The organism is Flavobacterium limi, from assembly GCF_010645075.1.
In the GTDB taxonomy this organism is placed as follows: Bacteria; Bacteroidota; Bacteroidia; order Flavobacteriales; family Flavobacteriaceae; genus Flavobacterium; species Flavobacterium limi.
The window spans coordinates 23,531-39,612 of sequence record NZ_JAADZV010000013.1; the positions used below are offsets into that span (position 1 = coordinate 23,531).

Consider the following 16,082-nt stretch of genomic DNA (forward strand, 5'->3'; position numbering starts at 1 on the left):
TTTACGGATGAGTTTGAATCTCCCCATTATTCCACGCATTCAAGAAATCCTGTACAAATTGAAATTCCTGACCATCTGGGTTGCCATGATTTTGAAACCATTGAAAACCCCAATTATTATTGTGCAGGTCCATCGCATTGGATGCATCCGGGTTAGAAGTTTCATGAAGCGTATGAAACTCTCTAGCTTTAGCAAGTCCTAGATCCGCGGCATCCATTGCTGACCACATGGAATGTCTTAATGCATCACCTTGGCCATTAAGAGTGCCTGGCAGCTGTCTGCCATATTCAAGTGCCACATCTCTATTATGTGCCATTAGTGCAAGCGAGACTTCATTCGTGTTGGTAAATAGCCACCAAAGTTCAGATGCATTAGGATTCTCAAGTATCCCATCCGCAATAGCAGGATCAGGCGAACCTCCTCCTCCTCCTCCGCTTCCAGGCTGATCCCACTGATCGCCTCCGTCATCACCTATCCCCCCTGAGCCCCAGTCACCAGAGCCCCCGCCGGAACCGCCGCCAGGATTGGTAATAATAGTAATCCCATCGCCATTATCATACCATCCGCCATTGGGATCGTTAGATTGAGAGCCACCCCAAGCACCGTAAACACTCTGCTGGATTTCTTTTGAAATCTCAGGAAAATTCAAGTCTTTCATACGTTTAAATTTATGTTAATATTAAGTTATAAAATTGTAAATTTTAATAAAAATATACTTGTTATTTTTTTTGTTAAACTCAAAAAAATATACGTATTATTGTACTTTTTTTGACAAATGTAAAAAAAATCGCATATAAATAAAACAAAAGCCAGTTAAATTTAAAAAATACCGTTTGTAGGTATCCCTGTATGAAAATTAATAAAAAAGTAGTGGAGGAAATCATGGTATTTCTCTCCAGATATTACCCCAGCCAGCATGCAAGTCTAGTTACCGGAAGCCACGTTGAAGGCACCAATAATGAATTTTCGGATATTGATGTAATAGTTTTCACAAAAGACCGCAATACTGTATTCAATGAAATGGTTCTTTTTCGTAGCCTAAAACTCCAGACCATAATTATTCCGGTGCAGAACCTGCAGGAAATACTCTGGGTAGATTATATATCTGGACAGGGAACATTTGTCAATATGATTTCGAAAGGCCACATCCTTTTCGATGAGTCAGATTTTTTAAAGTATTTAATCCCACATACAAAAGAACTCGAACTCCTTGGTGCTAAACCACTGTCTGACTATGAAAATTATATGGCCAGAGTAAAAATCACCTCGCTTCTCTTTGATGTAATGGGAGCGGGTGATATAGATGAATTCTTATATACAATCCTGCATCTTATTGATTTAGTTACCCAGTTTAAGCTGAAAGCCGGCGGGAGCTGGTGCAGCGATGGCAAATACAGGATGAAGCTGATCAAAGCTCTAGATGAAAACTTTTACCACAGGCTCACTGCAGCGACTGCGGAAATTTATGGAAACAAAAATAGAGAACTCTTAGTAGATTTAACCACAGAGCTTCTGGAAGAGTATGGAGGGCTGCTGCCATACTATTCTAAGTCAAACACGCTCTCAAAAGTTTCTGAGGACTACCTTGTTGTCGAACTGGATACCGATTCCAATATTGAGCGCATCAACCATACCATACAGATTTTGGAAGAATTTATCCAAAATTCGGCTCAGCACAAAAAAATCAAGTACTACTTTTTCTCTTCCAAGCCCGTCATCAGAGATAAAGCCGAGCAGAATATCTATTTGGTAATAGATACTCAAAAAGAGTTTATCAACAACTTTTTGATTGATCATCTGGAGCTTTTTCTTTCTGGCCAATCAAATATTTCCAGACTTCTTTTCCCATTTCAGTACGATCCCGTTTACCGTTTTTCGGGAATGAAGATATATGATAGACTTGCTCCTGTGTTTTACGGCATTTCAAAGCAGATGACTGCCGAAAAAGCAAGATTCTCCAATACTTCTTACCAGATTCAATTTGCTGTCCATTTCCTAAAAGAGGCAAAAAAAATATGGTTTGAAGAGCAGCCGGATATGTTCTGTCCATTCTTGCAATATCTTTTCGACTGCTGGTTTGTCTTCACTTATGATGATGGATTGAGCTTTAAAACCAAAGAGCTGCTGGATAGCAGAAAAATGAATTTAGAAAAATTCGAAACCTTATATGAAGGCCAGAAAGAGACGCTCTTAAACAGCTACAATTCAAAAAGCATCATTGATAAAAGTGTCTTGACTACAATGAAAAAAAGCATACAGATTCATGAAGTTAAAGATATTCCAACTTATAAGGCATATCTGGCTCCCCGTGATTTAAGTGAAATGGACAAAAAATGCTGGAGCCTGTATAGAGAAATAATTTTTAAAACTTTCTCTATTCTTTTTATTGATAACCGCCTTATTTCCTACATCCCTTTTGTTGTAAAAAAAATAGAATCAAATGATTAACACCTTTCCCCATTATCCCCAACAAAATTCCTTCACGTGCGGTCTGACCTGTATAAAGATAATAGCTAAATATTATAAGAAAATAATTGATATTACCCCTTACTATAAAGATCTGACATCAAAAGGTTACTCGGTATATGACCTATGCCGGACTGCTGAAAATATTGGATTTAGATCCGCAGCATACAGTGTTTCTGTAAATGATTTAAAATCGCTTGACAAACCTGTAATCATCCATTGGAACAAAAACCATTATGCAGTTTTATATAAGGTAAAAAAAAATAGATTCTTTCTCTCCGATCCTGCAAAAGGGCTTGCAGGTTATGATGTTAATGAATTTCGCAGCAGATGGGCAGACGAAAATGATGCAGGAAAGATTATTGTACTGGAAGTTTCTGAAAAGTTTCACGAACTAAAAAACAGCAGATCCAATTACCTGGCTGCATTCGAATTTTTAGTAAGGCATTTGAGCCCGTATAGAAAAAACCTTTCACAGCTGCTTCTTGTAATGATTATAACGGCTTTAATATATGCCAGCCTTCCTTTCATTACCCGCTCTATAATAGATGTGGGAATTCAAGGACAGGATTTTAATTTTATCACTATAGTTTTAATTGCAAATATTTCACTGCTTATCTTTAAAAGTGTCGGGGAATGGATAAGGGCTTCCATTTCACTGCACATTGCCAGCCGTATTAAAATTTCTATCGTTACTGATTATCTAATTAAAGTATTCTCGCTGCCTGTAAATTTTATTGACAGCATGTTAATGGGAGATATAATGCAGCGCTCTAAAGATCAGGAAAGAATCCAGCAGTTTATCTCGAGCTCCGCAATTTCGATTTTTATGTCAGCGCTGATTATTCTTATTTACGGAATCATACTTTTTGCTTTTGACGGAACCTTATTCTTAATCTTTTTATCAGCTACTCTGCTATATATCTTCTGGATTATGTTTTTTTATCAGATCAGAAAAAAAATGGATATGAGCTATTACATGCTGATGGGAGAAAATCAAAGTTCCTGGATTGAAATATTAAAAAATTTTGAAGATATTAAGTTAAACAATTATTCACTGAACAAAAGATGGAAATGGGAAAAGATACAGGGATCACTTTATAATATAGAAATTAAACTGCTGAACATAGATAGAATTCAACAGCTTGGCGCTGATTTCATTAACGGAATAAAAGATATCGGACTGACATTCTACGGAGCCTATCTGGTCATTCAGGGCGATCTCTCACTAGGAACACTGATATCAATTCAGTTTATTATCGGCCAGTTAGGCACTCCTGTCATGGAATTAATAAACTTCATAAAAATGGCACAGTCGGCCTTTATAAGTTTCTTGCGGGTAAACGATATTAATAACATGCCTGAAGAGCAGGTGAAAAGCAAGTCCCTGATAAATGAATTTGATCCTGAAAACAACGATATAACCTTCAAAAATGTAAGCTTTAAGTATAAGGGAGCCTCCAAGCCCGTACTGTACAATTTATCATTTACGATTCCTGAAAACAAGACCACAGCGATAGTGGGTTTAAGCGGGTCAGGAAAAAGCACAATTTTAAAATTACTCTCCAAAGTATATGATGAATATGCAGGAGATATTTATATAGGAAAAAACAACCTGAAATCGTTTGACAATGAATTTATAAGACAGAACACAGGAACCGTATTTCAGGAAAGTACTTTGTATAATGATACAATTTTAAACAATATTGTACTGTCGGACGAGCAGCAATACAGTCTGCAGCGTATTGAAGAGATTTTACCCTGGGCCAATTTAAAAGAGGAGCTATATCGTCTCCCAGAGGCGCTTCACACAAGACTCAGTGAAGGAGGAAAGGGGCTGAGCCAGGGACAGAAACAGAGACTGCTGCTGGCCAGGGCTTTTTATAAACGTCCTAAATTTCTGCTCTTAGATGAAGTAACAAATGCAATAGATTCCAATAGTGAGAATAAAATTCTTGATGTTTTTGCCAATGAACTAAAAAAAGAGACTATCGTTCTGGTATCACATAAATTATCAACAGTAAAATGTGCGGATTTTATTATCATGATTGGCGGCGGGATGCTTTTAGAATATGGCTCCTATGATGAATTAATACAAAAGAAAACTTTTTTCTATAATCTCTTTAAATCCCAAATTGATGGAAAAAATAAATAATAGTATAGATAAGTACCAGTCTGAAGAACTCAAAGAGATATCATTGGCAAGCAATGTAAGTGACTATAAAAAAGTCATTTATTTTATTATCTCCTTTATTCTGATCAGTATAGTAATTAGTGCTGTGATAAAATACCCGGAAAAAATTATCGGAAGAGCTTTTATTGTTTCCAAAAACCATACAAATAATATATATGCTCCAACAAGCGGGGAGATAGAACTACTGATTAAAGATAACACTTTTGTCAAAAAAGGGGCTCTTTTAGCGTTGATAAAAAGTACAACTGATTATTCTGATTTGATGAAATTAAAAAATCAATTAACAAAAATCGATATTAATAATATTGAAAGTACTATAGCTGTAGAGTTTGACAAAACCCTTAAACTAGGTGAAATACAAAAATTCTATTATAATTTTCTCCTGGCAGTAATTGAGTGTGACAACACTTTGAAAATCGACCTGGCAAAACAAAAAATCAGCAACATTCAAAACAAATTGTACAGAAATACAGAGCGGGAAAAAATTTTACAAAGAGCTAAAAAAGTATTTAGCGATAAATCAGACATAATCAATAAATCATACCAGACAGATATGATCCTCTTTGATGCCCAGGCAATTGTACGGGATAAAATTGACAATTCAAAGATGACCGTTCTGGATATGAAAGAAAAAGCCCTGTTAATGGATAAAAATGATCAGGACTTAACTCATAATACAGGAGAATTAAGTGATGAAATTTCATTGCTGAAAAAGGATAGGGAAAAGCTTGTAGCAACAGCCTTGTTTAATGTCAAAAAAGCTTTTTTTGAACTGAAAACAGCTATAGACTACTGGGAATATAATTTTACGATCACGGCACCAATTTCAGGCACGATCGAATATTATCAGCCTTTCCTTAACTCTACCCAATATATAAAAAAGGAATCCCAGCTCTTTATAATCCTGCCTAAAGTTGAAAATGTATATGCCAGAGGGGTAATGTCCGCAAATGGGTATGGAAAAATGCGAAACAATGATACCGTATATATTAAACTGCGAGATTTCCCATCTAAAGAATATGGGGATTTAAAAGGGATAATCTGCAATAAATCAAAAGTCTATCATGATACTATTTACTACTTAGACATTAAATTAGATCCAAACTTAAAAACAACCCACAACAAAAAAATAATTTTTTCATACAACATGCCAGGAACTGTCGAATACTATGGAAAAAAGAGAAGCTTGCTACAAAGAATCTTCAGTAACATTCAAAACTCTATTGAAAAATAACTAACGGCAGATTTTTTTTAACCAAGCGGTTGTTCATAGTGAACCATCACGGATATAAAAGTGGACTTGATACGTTTTCTGCCACAAAAAGTTAAGTCGAATTTTGCAAATATTTCGACTGTTTAAGATTCATGATGAATAATGGAAATGTACATTTCAAAGTGGATAACTTTTTGTCTTCAAAATTTTAAGACTGCAAATTTAAAATAATAAATTGTCCAATAACATTTATTAAAAATAGTTGAGAAATGACATAAATTTTTACAGCAATCCCTAACAGGACATCTATCCCAAATCCACTAAGCTAATGAAAGAAAGCCACTACTTCCAATACGCCCAATCTTTTTAAATCTTCCTGAAAATGTATAGGAACTTGTCTTGTAAAGATCACCACAGCCAAAAGGGCCAATACAACAATTGGGCCAGAATAAGGAGTTCTCCAAGACTAAAAGGGCTCTGCGATAGCCCTAGCCCCGATAGCAGTGGAAATCCTTTTGCGCCGGGGTTCGGCGCAGAAGATTGCTGCGCCAGTTCGCTATCGCTCGGGTGAAACGGATAGCGGGATAAGCTCCAAAAAATAAAAATAAAAATAAAAATAAAACTACATTAATTCAGTAGACGTCGCTGAACACTCCAATCAGGTCTACTCAAATATTCCCATATCCTATTTCTCATACCCTATTCCTTATATCCTATTTCTCATTACCCAATTCCTCATACCCTATTGCCCATACACAATTCTACTATCCAGCTACCCCGCCCACCTGCTCATCTGATAGCCATTTTATAAATGAAAACCATTTTTCTGTAAGAAAAAATGCTGCTGTCCTTTCTAAATTTGAAGAAGTTTAAAGTATAAGCACAAAGTACAAGTTCAAGATACAAAGTATAAACACAAAGCATAAAGTACAGAGCACAAAGCATAAAGAACAAAACGCAAAACGCAAAGCGCAAAACAAAAGGAACATACCAGCAGCACCGCAGCACCCGCAGCCCTGCCCCCGGGCCTTCCTTATAAAAAACAGACATCAGTAATTTAATAAGATATAAAATGAAAAACTCAGATACACCGCAAAGCCCGTCCCAAAACAATGGGAATTCCCAAAACCAAGGCAAAGACCCAAAAAACAGCGATATGAACCGCAGCCCCTATGACTCGGAGAACCTTGATAAGGAATCAAACGCAGGATCCAAAGACATCACCGAGAAGGACACCCAAAAAGACCTTCTAGAAAACGACCCATCGCAGGGCTTTGAAACCGATGTAGACAAACCTGAAAGCAGCGGGGATGAAAACGATGCCTTTGAAATGACCTGGTCCGACAGGGACAATCCCATAAACAAGGAATTCCAAATCGGACAGCTCGGCAATGAGGAGCTTCAGCAAGACGAGCTCACAAGGGACGAATCAGAGGGCGGGCATGCCCCCTTCCACAAGCCTTCCGAGCGGAAATTCTAGCCGGCCCCTAAGCGCGCATAAGGACTTTACGAAATTACAAACCATTAAATTAAAACATTATGATACCACAGCAAAACTACGATACGCACTATCAGCAAGACAGCGACTATCCTATCGGGGAAGAACAAGCCCATTTGGAAGAAATGGAGCACTCAGAGCCGGCCGCAGGCCAGCTTTTGAGCCCCGAGCGGTCCGCCGACCACCAGCCCACCGAACTGGACCATGACGATGCCGACAGAAGGACCCTGGACGAGTCCCAGGCGGACGAGGACGCGGACGATGAGCATTAAATTTATCCTAACAGTTATCAAAGAAAAAAGCCTGCGCAAATGAATTACATTCCGCAGGTTTTTTTTATCGTTTTACTTTGCACAGGCGTTAAGCTGATCAGGCAGCAGGCCATGTCCGACAGCACATAAATCAGCTATGGCTTAACATGAAAGAGTTGCCAAAACAAATAAAACCGCTAATTTTGCTTTTCCAAAACAGTTTAAAGCTGCATCCGGTCTGGGCGGCAAGAAGAGAATGAAAAAGTTTGAAATAAAAAAAACAGCCTCTGGGAGCTGGATGCTTTCCCATAATGAACTCCCTAGGTTTACCTGCGAATTTCAGGACCGCAAATTCCATTACTCAAGAACCCTGAAAGGTCTCTTGGACCCCACGGGAAATCCTGAAGAAATCCAGCTGCTCCAGAGGATGGAAAAGTGGCTTTCGCGCTATCATATGGACAAAATAAACGGATGAGGTTCTGAATTTTTAAGCGATACAATTAAAAAAAACAAAATGTCTGATATATTCAAAAAACATATCGCCAAATTCGCGCAGGTCACTGATGATGAATTCCAGCACATCATAACATTCTTCAACACAAAAGAGGCTGGCAGAAAAGAAAACCTATTGGAGCAGGGACAGCTCTGCCGGCATCATTATTTTGTCCTTCAGGGCCTTCTGCGAAAATTCTACATCAACGAGAAAGGCACCGAACAGACCACTGAATTTGCGATCGAAACCTGGTGGCTGACCGATAATTATGCCTACGAAAACCAGATGGATACGGAATTCTGCATTCAGGCTGTAGAAAAATCTACGATACTGTATATCACACTGGAAAAGCAGCAGAAGCTTCTGGAGGAGTTTCCCGTGATGGAGCGCTATTTCCGATTCGTATACCAGCGGGCGTATGCAGCGGCCCAGAAACGCATCAAATTCCTTTTCTCGTTCTCCAAGGAAGAGTTTTATTTCCAGGCTGTGAGGAACCACCCCGAATTCATCCAGCGCGTCCCGCAGTACCTCATTGCATCCTATCTGGGGTTCACGCCCGAGTACCTGAGCGAGATCCGAAAAAGGATTTCTTAAACCAGTTTAAGATTTTTGATCTTCCTATTGTCCAATTTTGCATAGTATAATTTAAAGCAGCAATACCATGCAGAAACGACTTAACTTCAAAACGGCCTCCCCTGAGGCGCTAAAGGCGATGATCGGCCTTGAAACCTACCTGTCCAAGATTTCCATCTCCCGCACAGCCAAAGAACTGATAAAGATCCGCGCCTCACAGATCAACGGCTGCGCGTACTGCATCAATATCCACACTCAGGATGCCGTTAAAAACGGCGAAACAAACCAGCGTATTTTTCTTTTGAGTGCCTGGAGGGAAGCCGGGGATATCTTTACAGAAGAAGAAAAAGCAGTGCTGGCCATAACCGAAGAAATAACATTAATCCATCAAAATGGACTATCAGATCAAACCTATGCAGGTGCCCTGCAGTTTTTCAGCGAAACCCAGATTGCGGATATTATAACTGCCGTAATCACCATAAATCTTTGGAACAGGGTCGTGCTGAGCACCCGCCTGCCTATAGGGCAGAGCCTTGCATGACATGCAAAAAAGTTTTAACTGCCGTGCACGAACAAGTTTAAACTAATCTATAAGTAAATCTGACAGCAATGAGCCCGATATTGGATCGGTCTCATTGCTTTTGCTGTAAAACCATTTAGTACGGGTTTTCAAAAAGCGGCTCATAATCAGTTGCTAATTTATTAATAGACCATATAATTCAACCTCCCAGCCCCGATTGCTTCGCCAATTCGCTTCGCTCGTGTGAAGCGGAAATCCTTCTACGCCAGGGCTCGGTGCAGAAGATTGCAGCGCATAGCGGGGATCAGCTCCTAAAAATTAATATAAACCTGGAGAACAATATAATCTTAGAAATTTACATACAGCAAAATATTGCACATCACATAAGCCAGTTCAGCACCGAATACACTTTACTGCTGCTTTTCTGCACCGCTTTCAAGTCTGAGGCCAGTATCTCATAGAGCATATCCTTGAGTCCCGCAAACGAGCTGGGCTTTACCGCATAGAGGTCCGCCCCGAGCTCAAAGGAGCGCCTGATATTCTCACGTGTGCCGCTGGTGGAGAGCATGATGATCCGAAGCCTGTTCAGGCGGTCCTTCGCGTCTCTTATCTCCTTGAGGCATTCAAAACCGCCTATGCCGGGCATGTTGATATCCAGGAATACTATTTCGGGGATTTCCAGTCTGTTATGGTTAAGGCTTTCCAGAAGCTCCTTTCCGTCGCAGGCCTGCTTTACCGTAAAAGGCAGATCGAGTTCGGCAATGGCATCCATAAAAAGCATCCTGTCGTCCTCATCGTCATCAGCATGGAAAATAAGCTTATGGGAATTCTTTTGTTGCATCATGGCCTTGAAATTTATGCTGCAGAAGACAAGAATCTATAAATCTGCAAAATCATGCCGGAGCCTGACCCTGTAAACCGATAAATAATCGAATTATATCCGTGGGGCGGTTAATAGCTTGCAAATATAATGATTTTTTGTAATAAAAATGCCATTAGAAATGCCGACACGGCTTCTTTTAACATAAAAATAAAAGCCGATTGATTTTGCTTTCCGTTTCCTGACCGCTGCACCTGATGAAGCAGACACCCGATCCCTTTGCGCAAAATGACGCCTCAGGACAGGATGACGCGGAAATTTTTAAAAATACAGATGCATCCGCTTTATCCAGATGTTTTCGCTGATGAGAGCGATAAAAAAGCACCTGAATCCTGGGACTCATAAAACCGATCTGGCTTACCCTTCAGATGAGTTTTCCGGCTGCAGTTTATCCTTCTTTCTGGTTTTCCATGCCGTCAATGATCTTCCCCACTTCGGTTTCGGTGGCTTTAAGCCTGCCCTGGCAGAAGGCTATAAGCTCGGATGCCCTTTTCACCTTGGCCGCCAGCTCGTCCACCGAAATGGTTTCATTTTCTATTTCTTTTGAAATGGCCGCAAGCTCATTCCAGGCCTGCTCATAAGTCAGCTGCTCTTCCATCGTATTGTATTTTTTCTTTAACGGTGCTTTTAAGTATGGTATCGTGAAGGAAAACCTCAATGTCATCCCCTTCTTTTATATGTTCGGTATTTGATGCAATCTTCCCGTTGGTTTTCACAATCGCATAGCCTTTTTTGAGGATATTCTGCGGGGACATCAGGTTTATGCTTTTGAGCATATGCTTCAGGCGAAGATTTCTGCTTTTGAGATATCCCCCCGCAAAAAGCTTTAAGCTGCCTGCCAGGTAATCCAAATCGCTTTTGCGGCGGCGAAGCAGGTTCTGTGAGCTCTGGGCGGCCATCTGGGCTTTGAGCGAGAGCTTCTTCTGGTGCTCGTGCAGTATGTCTTTCGCATCTGCTGCCATTCTCTGATTGGCAAAAGCCAGCTGCCGCTTATGCCCGGAGAGGAGTTCCCTTGCATTTTTAGCAATATTTTTTTTAAGGTCTTCCAGCACTTTGAAATGGCGCAGGAAAAGCTGCTGTGATCTGATCACGATATGCTGCTGCATGGAAAGCAGTCCCGTCTCAAAATTCCGGTTATGGGCAATTATAAACTCAGCGGCTTTGGTCGGGGTTTTGGTATTGGTATGGGCCATAAGGTCTGTGATGCTCACATTTTTCTGGTGCCCGATACCTGTTATGACCGGAATAGGAATTTTAGCGACAGCCCGCCCGATACTGTAATTGTCAAAGATCAGAAAATCCGACTGCGCGCCACCTCCTCGTGTGATAACAACGGCATCATAAGGAATGCCTGTCTGATAAATTTCAATAAGTTTGTTTAAAAACAGTTTGGCATTATTGTCCCCCTGAACGATGGTATAATAATCATCAATCCGAAAAGCATATCCAAAATCGTTATGCTGCAGGGTGTGCCTGAAATCCTCATTCCCTGCCGAATTGCTTGCCGATATAACAGCGACCCTCTGTATAACCAGGGGCAGTTTCAGACGGCTGTTGAGTGTGGAATAGCCCTCAGGGGTCCTGGTGATAAAATCATTCTCTGCGGCAAGCCTTTTAAGGGTTTCATTGCGCTGGCGCTCGAGCACCCCGAGAGTGAAATTCACATCTATATCCAATACGTTCACCGAGAGCCCGTACAGCGGATGGTAGTCAATGCTTACCTTTACCAGCACATGCAGATTGTTGGTGAAGCTCTGTCCTGTCTTTTTTTCAAAATCAGACAGGTGCACCGCCCCTTCTCCCCAGGCCTTGCCCATAATTTTGGCTGTGATTGCGCTGTTCTTCTCCGCTTTCTCCACCAGCTCAAAATAGTGGATGTTCTTGTCTGCCTTAAAACTATGGCTGGTCACATCAGCCACTACCCAATAGGTAAGCCCCCTGAAACGATCGTTTACCGCCAGATGGATCTGATAGCTGAGCTGTGAGAGTTTGATGAAATTTTCCGGTCCCATAGTGATTTAAGAAAGGGCGGCTTTTCTATTTTCTGCCGAAAGGCTAAGATAGCAATAATATGCAGTAATGTTAACATTTCCGAAACTGGACGCCAACCCGCCCTGATACAACCTGCACAGAATTGCTGCTCCGCGGATTATTTCAAGGTAATGGTATCGCTGAGGTCCTCAGAATTTATAAACGCTGCGATATACTGCTGCACTTCATTGCGTTTCTCAAGAGCTGTTTCAAAAGTATTGATATGGAATTCATCGTCCTGGTCCAGGATATGGATAATCTCGGTGTAGCCTTTTGAAATAAGGCTGCCTTTGAGCTTCAATATCGTATGCTGCTGGCGGGCATCCAAATCTTTTCTCACCTTTAGTTGTATCGCTTTTTCCATTGTGAAAGATCTGCTGATTTGTTTTGTATATTTCTTCACTCAAATATAATTATTTAGATCTGATGCACAATTCTGGGCAATGTTAAAAAAACAAGCAGCAAACATAAATAAATTTTGCGGCTAACCATTGGACATCCTGACTGTGTAGCACAAAAGCCACGACGAACCGAGCATCAATTGCAACATTTCAATGCACTTTAACTTTGGCGGTCGATGTCAGCAGGCCACTTTTGAGAATCGGATCGCGCTTTTCAGCCCCGATAGAAGCGGAACTCCTTCTGCCCATGTAGGCCGGGGGTTCGGCGCAGATGATTGAAAGGCATAGCGGAAAGAGCTCCCGAACAGGAAAAATGCCGGACATTTTATATTAAAATCAAATGTTAATCGTCGCAGTTGTGATTACACCTGCATGATAATTAAATAATATCTCCGGATATTCCTGTAAGCAATACCGGTCTTATCTGACTAATTTTAAAAGGATTAATCATAAAAAACAAAACAATGGAAAACATGCATAATTTCAGCGCTGAAGAGCTCAAAAACTGCCCATACCACCAGATGCTGGCGGCCCAGGACAATACAGACAAAGAAGAGAACGAAAATACCGGCGACTGGGGCGATATAGATGAAAGCGACCAGGACGGCACAAATCCAGACCGTCATGAAAACGGAGGAAATGACAATTCAGGAGGTGCAGGAAGTACTGGAAGCGCAGCGACAAACAGCTGATATTAAAAATTATTAAATAAAATAAAATAAATAATCATGAGCGACGATTTAAACAAAAAAGGGCAGCAGGACCGCTCGCGCATCAATATGAACGAGGACCACGAAGTAGCCTACTGGACAGAAAAATTCAATGTCAGCAGGGAAGAACTGCAAAAGGCAGTCGACCAGGCAGGCAATTCTGCCCTCGCCGTTGCGCAGGTGCTGCGCTCAAAATAGCACAAACCCATACTTAATACAAATCCCCGTCATATGCAGTATATGTAACGGGGATTTTTTGTCTTGTATTTCAAAAGCAGCTAAAACGTTAAAAATATTGCAGCTGGCTTTCACATTTATCTATTTTAAAACAATGAAAATGGCAAAGAAAAAAAATACTTCAAATGGCAGTCAGGAGCTTAAAGCGCTCCTCCAGTCAGGCACGCCTGCTGGAATGCCTTCGGACATCAAGCCGATGCTGGCCACACTTGTCAACGAACCCTTCGATGATCCCCTCTGGAGCTATGAGGTAAAATGGGACGGATACCGCTCGATGGCCTATATCCATAAGGGCGTAGTCTCGCTTACCTCCCGAAACAACAAACCCTTTACAGACAAATACTATCCCATCACCAATGCTTTGGAGAAGTGGAAAAACGATGCTGTGCTGGACGGGGAGATCCTCGTGCTCCAAGAGGACGGCAAGGCAGATTTCAGCGCACTCCAAAACTGGCGCAGTGAAGCGGACGGGCATCTTGTCTTTTACGTTTTTGACATCCTCTGGTACAATGGTATCAACCTTATGGAACTTGAGCTTTCCCATCGTCAGCTCATTTTAAAGCAGATACTTCCCACCAATGACGACAGGATACGCCTGAGCCAGGCCTTCGAGGGCGGCATCGGCTTTTTTGAGACGGCAAAAAAAATGGGCCTTGAAGGCATCATGGCCAAAAGGAAAGATTCGCTCTACATCCCTGACAGCAGAAACAGGCAGTGGCTTAAAATAAAAGCAAACAAGAGACAGGAAGTCGTCATTGGCGGATATACCAAAAATGATTCCTCATCCAAGCTTTTCAGCTCGCTACTCTTAGGGGTTTATGAGGGCGGAGAGCTTGCGTACACCGGAAAAGTCGGTACTGGATTCACCGATAAGATGCAGCGTGAAATGATGGAACAGTTCAGACCGCTCATTACCACAAAAATCCCTTTTGCATCAGAGCCGGACATCAACAAACCGTCGCGCTTCCGTCCCAACCCTCCCCATGCCGAGGCGGTCTGGCTCAAACCCGTTTTGGTATGCGAGGTCAGCTATGCCGAGATCACCTCGGACGGCGTTTTCCGCCACCCTTCCTTTGAAGGCATGCGAAACGATAAAAAAGCCGCTGAGGTGGTGCTGGAAGCAGAAAGCTCTTCCACATCCATTGTCAAAGAAAGTAAAACCAGCCAGAAAAAATCTGCCCCCTCACCTTTGACAGCACCCGGGAAATCGGCGCGCGGGACACTGCTGAATCCATCAGAGGAAACCCAGACCAGGAAAATAAAAGGCCAAAATATGACCTTTTCGCATTTGAGCAAAATCTACTGGCCCCGGGACGGCTTCACCAAACGCGATATGTTCAACTATTATTACCAGGCGGCCGAATTCATCCTGCCCTATCTCAAGGACCGACCGCTGTCGCTGAACCGTTTTCCCGGCGGCATCCAAGGCAAAAGCTTCTACCAGAAAGACGTAAAAGGCAAAGCGCCGCAGTGGGCCGAGACCTTTCCCTATACCACAAGTGACGGGGAAAGCAAGGAATTCCTTGTCGGGGATGATGAAAAGACGCTAATGTACATGGCTTCCCTGGGATGCATCGAGATGAACCCGTGGTTCAGCCGCGTCCAGAAGCCCGATAACCCCGACTACTGCGTGATAGACCTGGATCCCGACCAAAATACTTTTGAGCAGGTCATACGCGCTGCCTGCGAGGTAAAAAATATCCTCGACGCACTGGAAATAGAAGGCTATGTCAAGACATCAGGATCAACGGGCATACACATTTATATTCCACTGGGCGCCAAATACAGCTATGACCAGTCCCAGATGTTCGGCAGGATGATAGCATCTGTTGTGCACTCGCAGCTCCCGGATTTCACAAGCCTGGAGCGCCAGATCAAAAACCGCGGCGGCAGGATGTACCTTGATTTTCTGCAGAACCGCCCGGGGGCCACTATCGCCTGCCCTTACTCACTCCGCCCTAAACCTGGAGCCACGGTCTCCATGCCGCTGCACTGGGAAGAGGTAAAAAAGGGCCTGGCGATGAAAGATTTCACCATCGAGAATTCCATCGCCCGCATAAGGTCCGAAGGCGACATTTTCAAAGGATCACTAAAAAAAGGAATTGATATGAAAAAGGCAGTGGCCAAGGCCCAGAGCATCTTTTTCTAAATGGGCACTTTGAAAATTAAAAAGGTATATAAACTTACAGCTAAAACATTGATTATGAACACAACATATTTCCTTACAGGATCCTTTAATGATCTGGATAACGATTTTGAACTTAAAATTACAATGGAGAAAAAAGAAACTGCTACACTGCCGGCGGTGTATAAAAACCGTGCTTATAGACGTGAATGACGCTAACAGACAGCTCTGGGAAACCTCGCAGGAAACATTTTTATGAATCTGATTTAGTTCCATAAAATCTTGTAACAGAAAGCAGAAATTGTGTAAAAGCTGATCCTGGCATTACCCCATATTTGTAATTCATAAAATTTCATACTAAATATCGGGAAGCTGCTTCATATTTCATATCTTTATTCCCTAGCTAACCAGTCAAGCCGACAGCGCACTAGATATTATGTAACACCTGTGGCCTTTGAAGCGGAAAAACTGCTTCAACTTTATCTAATCT

Annotated in this window: 16 protein-coding genes; 11 read left to right on the forward strand and 5 right to left on the reverse strand. The window is 41.7% G+C overall.

The genetic code is table 11. The features are described from left to right. Position 1 precedes the first annotated feature (1 nt). Positions 2 to 658, reverse strand: coding sequence for a DUF6973 domain-containing protein (locus GXM16_RS22750; protein ID WP_163396388.1), 657 nt, complete (start codon positions 656 to 658; stop codon positions 2 to 4). Between the two features lie 191 nt (positions 659 to 849). Between GXM16_RS22750 and GXM16_RS20620 the strand changes: the two genes are divergently transcribed. The 7 genes from GXM16_RS20620 to GXM16_RS20650 all read left to right on the forward strand — a co-directional run bounded on the left by GXM16_RS20620 (position 850) and on the right by GXM16_RS20650 (position 9,229). Then, positions 850 to 2,448: a nucleotidyltransferase domain-containing protein gene (locus GXM16_RS20620; RefSeq protein WP_163396389.1), complete on the forward strand. Its 1,599-nt coding sequence runs from the start codon at positions 850 to 852 to the stop codon at positions 2,446 to 2,448. Continuing rightward, entirely contained in the window at positions 2,441 to 4,621 is a 2,181-nt protein-coding gene (locus tag GXM16_RS20625) for a peptidase domain-containing ABC transporter (RefSeq protein WP_163396390.1), read from the forward strand. Before GXM16_RS20620 ends, GXM16_RS20625 begins: the two co-directional genes overlap by 8 nt. Next, positions 4,605 to 5,894, forward strand: coding sequence for an HlyD family secretion protein (locus tag GXM16_RS20630; RefSeq protein ID WP_163396391.1), 1,290 nt, complete (start codon positions 4,605 to 4,607; stop codon positions 5,892 to 5,894). Before GXM16_RS20625 ends, GXM16_RS20630 begins: the two co-directional genes overlap by 17 nt. A gap of 1,051 nt (positions 5,895 to 6,945) precedes the next feature. Beyond that, positions 6,946 to 7,353, forward strand: coding sequence for a hypothetical protein (locus tag GXM16_RS20635; protein ID WP_163396392.1), 408 nt, complete (start codon positions 6,946 to 6,948; stop codon positions 7,351 to 7,353). Positions 7,354 to 7,412: 59 nt separating this feature from the next. Then, entirely contained in the window at positions 7,413 to 7,643 is a 231-nt protein-coding gene (locus GXM16_RS20640) for a hypothetical protein (RefSeq protein WP_163396393.1), read from the forward strand. A 493-nt stretch (positions 7,644 to 8,136) separates the two neighbouring features. After that, positions 8,137 to 8,709 carry a Crp/Fnr family transcriptional regulator gene (locus tag GXM16_RS20645; protein ID WP_163396394.1) on the forward strand — a complete coding sequence of 191 codons (573 nt, stop codon included), beginning with the start codon at positions 8,137 to 8,139 and terminating at the stop codon, positions 8,707 to 8,709. Between the two features lie 67 nt (positions 8,710 to 8,776). Next, positions 8,777 to 9,229: a carboxymuconolactone decarboxylase family protein gene (locus GXM16_RS20650; RefSeq protein WP_163396395.1), complete on the forward strand. Its 453-nt coding sequence runs from the start codon at positions 8,777 to 8,779 to the stop codon at positions 9,227 to 9,229. A 358-nt stretch (positions 9,230 to 9,587) separates the two neighbouring features. Here GXM16_RS20650 and GXM16_RS20655 read toward each other — a convergent pair whose 3' ends face one another. The 4 genes from GXM16_RS20655 to GXM16_RS20670 form a co-directional block, all read right to left on the reverse strand. Next, positions 9,588 to 10,052, reverse strand: a complete 465-nt coding sequence (locus GXM16_RS20655) for a response regulator (RefSeq protein WP_163396396.1) — start codon at positions 10,050 to 10,052, stop codon at positions 9,588 to 9,590. 424 nt (positions 10,053 to 10,476) lie between these two features. Further along, positions 10,477 to 10,686 (reverse strand): exodeoxyribonuclease VII small subunit, encoded by a 210-nt coding sequence (xseB, locus tag GXM16_RS20660; RefSeq protein WP_163396397.1) that lies wholly within the window; start codon positions 10,684 to 10,686, stop codon positions 10,477 to 10,479. Next, a complete protein-coding gene (gene xseA, locus GXM16_RS20665; RefSeq protein ID WP_163396398.1) occupies positions 10,664 to 12,100 on the reverse strand; it encodes an exodeoxyribonuclease VII large subunit in 1,437 nt (478 codons plus the stop codon). Before xseA ends, xseB begins: the two co-directional genes overlap by 23 nt. Positions 12,101 to 12,237: 137 nt before the next feature. Further along, positions 12,238 to 12,483, reverse strand: a complete 246-nt coding sequence (locus GXM16_RS20670) for a hypothetical protein (protein ID WP_163396399.1) — start codon at positions 12,481 to 12,483, stop codon at positions 12,238 to 12,240. Positions 12,484 to 12,984: 501 nt separating this feature from the next. On the opposite strand from GXM16_RS20670, the gene GXM16_RS20675 reads away from it, so the two are divergent. The 4 genes from GXM16_RS20675 to GXM16_RS23020 all read left to right on the forward strand — a co-directional run bounded on the left by GXM16_RS20675 (position 12,985) and on the right by GXM16_RS23020 (position 15,805). After that, positions 12,985 to 13,212, forward strand: coding sequence for a hypothetical protein (locus tag GXM16_RS20675; RefSeq protein WP_163396400.1), 228 nt, complete (start codon positions 12,985 to 12,987; stop codon positions 13,210 to 13,212). Positions 13,213 to 13,248: 36 nt separating this feature from the next. Further along, the gene (locus GXM16_RS20680; RefSeq protein ID WP_163396401.1) at positions 13,249 to 13,428 is read left to right on the forward strand and encodes a DUF3606 domain-containing protein; all 180 of its coding nucleotides are present in this window, start codon (positions 13,249 to 13,251) and stop codon (positions 13,426 to 13,428) included. 139 nt (positions 13,429 to 13,567) lie between these two features. Next, a complete protein-coding gene (ligD, locus tag GXM16_RS20685; RefSeq protein WP_229684404.1) occupies positions 13,568 to 15,616 on the forward strand; it encodes a DNA ligase D in 2,049 nt (682 codons plus the stop codon). Positions 15,617 to 15,670: 54 nt separating this feature from the next. After that, complete coding sequence (locus GXM16_RS23020; RefSeq protein ID WP_262892364.1) at positions 15,671 to 15,805, forward strand: hypothetical protein; 135 nt, start codon at positions 15,671 to 15,673, stop codon at positions 15,803 to 15,805. Positions 15,806 to 16,082 lie beyond the last annotated feature (277 nt).

Coding starts and splice junctions, on each gene's coding strand:
- GXM16_RS22750 (WP_163396388.1), bottom strand. CDS start 658: ATGAAAGACTTGAATTTTCCTGAGATTTCAAAAGAAATCCAGCAGAGT.
- GXM16_RS20620 (WP_163396389.1), top strand. CDS start 850: ATGAAAATTAATAAAAAAGTAGTGGAGGAAATCATGGTATTTCTCTCC.
- GXM16_RS20625 (WP_163396390.1), top strand. CDS start 2,441: ATGATTAACACCTTTCCCCATTATCCCCAACAAAATTCCTTCACGTGC.
- GXM16_RS20630 (WP_163396391.1), top strand. CDS start 4,605: ATGGAAAAAATAAATAATAGTATAGATAAGTACCAGTCTGAAGAACTC.
- GXM16_RS20635 (WP_163396392.1), top strand. CDS start 6,946: ATGAAAAACTCAGATACACCGCAAAGCCCGTCCCAAAACAATGGGAAT.
- GXM16_RS20640 (WP_163396393.1), top strand. CDS start 7,413: ATGATACCACAGCAAAACTACGATACGCACTATCAGCAAGACAGCGAC.
- GXM16_RS20645 (WP_163396394.1), top strand. CDS start 8,137: ATGTCTGATATATTCAAAAAACATATCGCCAAATTCGCGCAGGTCACT.
- GXM16_RS20650 (WP_163396395.1), top strand. CDS start 8,777: ATGCAGAAACGACTTAACTTCAAAACGGCCTCCCCTGAGGCGCTAAAG.
- GXM16_RS20655 (WP_163396396.1), bottom strand. CDS start 10,052: ATGATGCAACAAAAGAATTCCCATAAGCTTATTTTCCATGCTGATGAC.
- xseB (WP_163396397.1), bottom strand. CDS start 10,686: ATGGAAGAGCAGCTGACTTATGAGCAGGCCTGGAATGAGCTTGCGGCC.
- xseA (WP_163396398.1), bottom strand. CDS start 12,100: ATGGGACCGGAAAATTTCATCAAACTCTCACAGCTCAGCTATCAGATC.
- GXM16_RS20670 (WP_163396399.1), bottom strand. CDS start 12,483: ATGGAAAAAGCGATACAACTAAAGGTGAGAAAAGATTTGGATGCCCGC.
- GXM16_RS20675 (WP_163396400.1), top strand. CDS start 12,985: ATGGAAAACATGCATAATTTCAGCGCTGAAGAGCTCAAAAACTGCCCA.
- GXM16_RS20680 (WP_163396401.1), top strand. CDS start 13,249: ATGAGCGACGATTTAAACAAAAAAGGGCAGCAGGACCGCTCGCGCATC.
- ligD (WP_229684404.1), top strand. CDS start 13,568: ATGGCAAAGAAAAAAAATACTTCAAATGGCAGTCAGGAGCTTAAAGCG.
- GXM16_RS23020 (WP_262892364.1), top strand. CDS start 15,671: ATGAACACAACATATTTCCTTACAGGATCCTTTAATGATCTGGATAAC.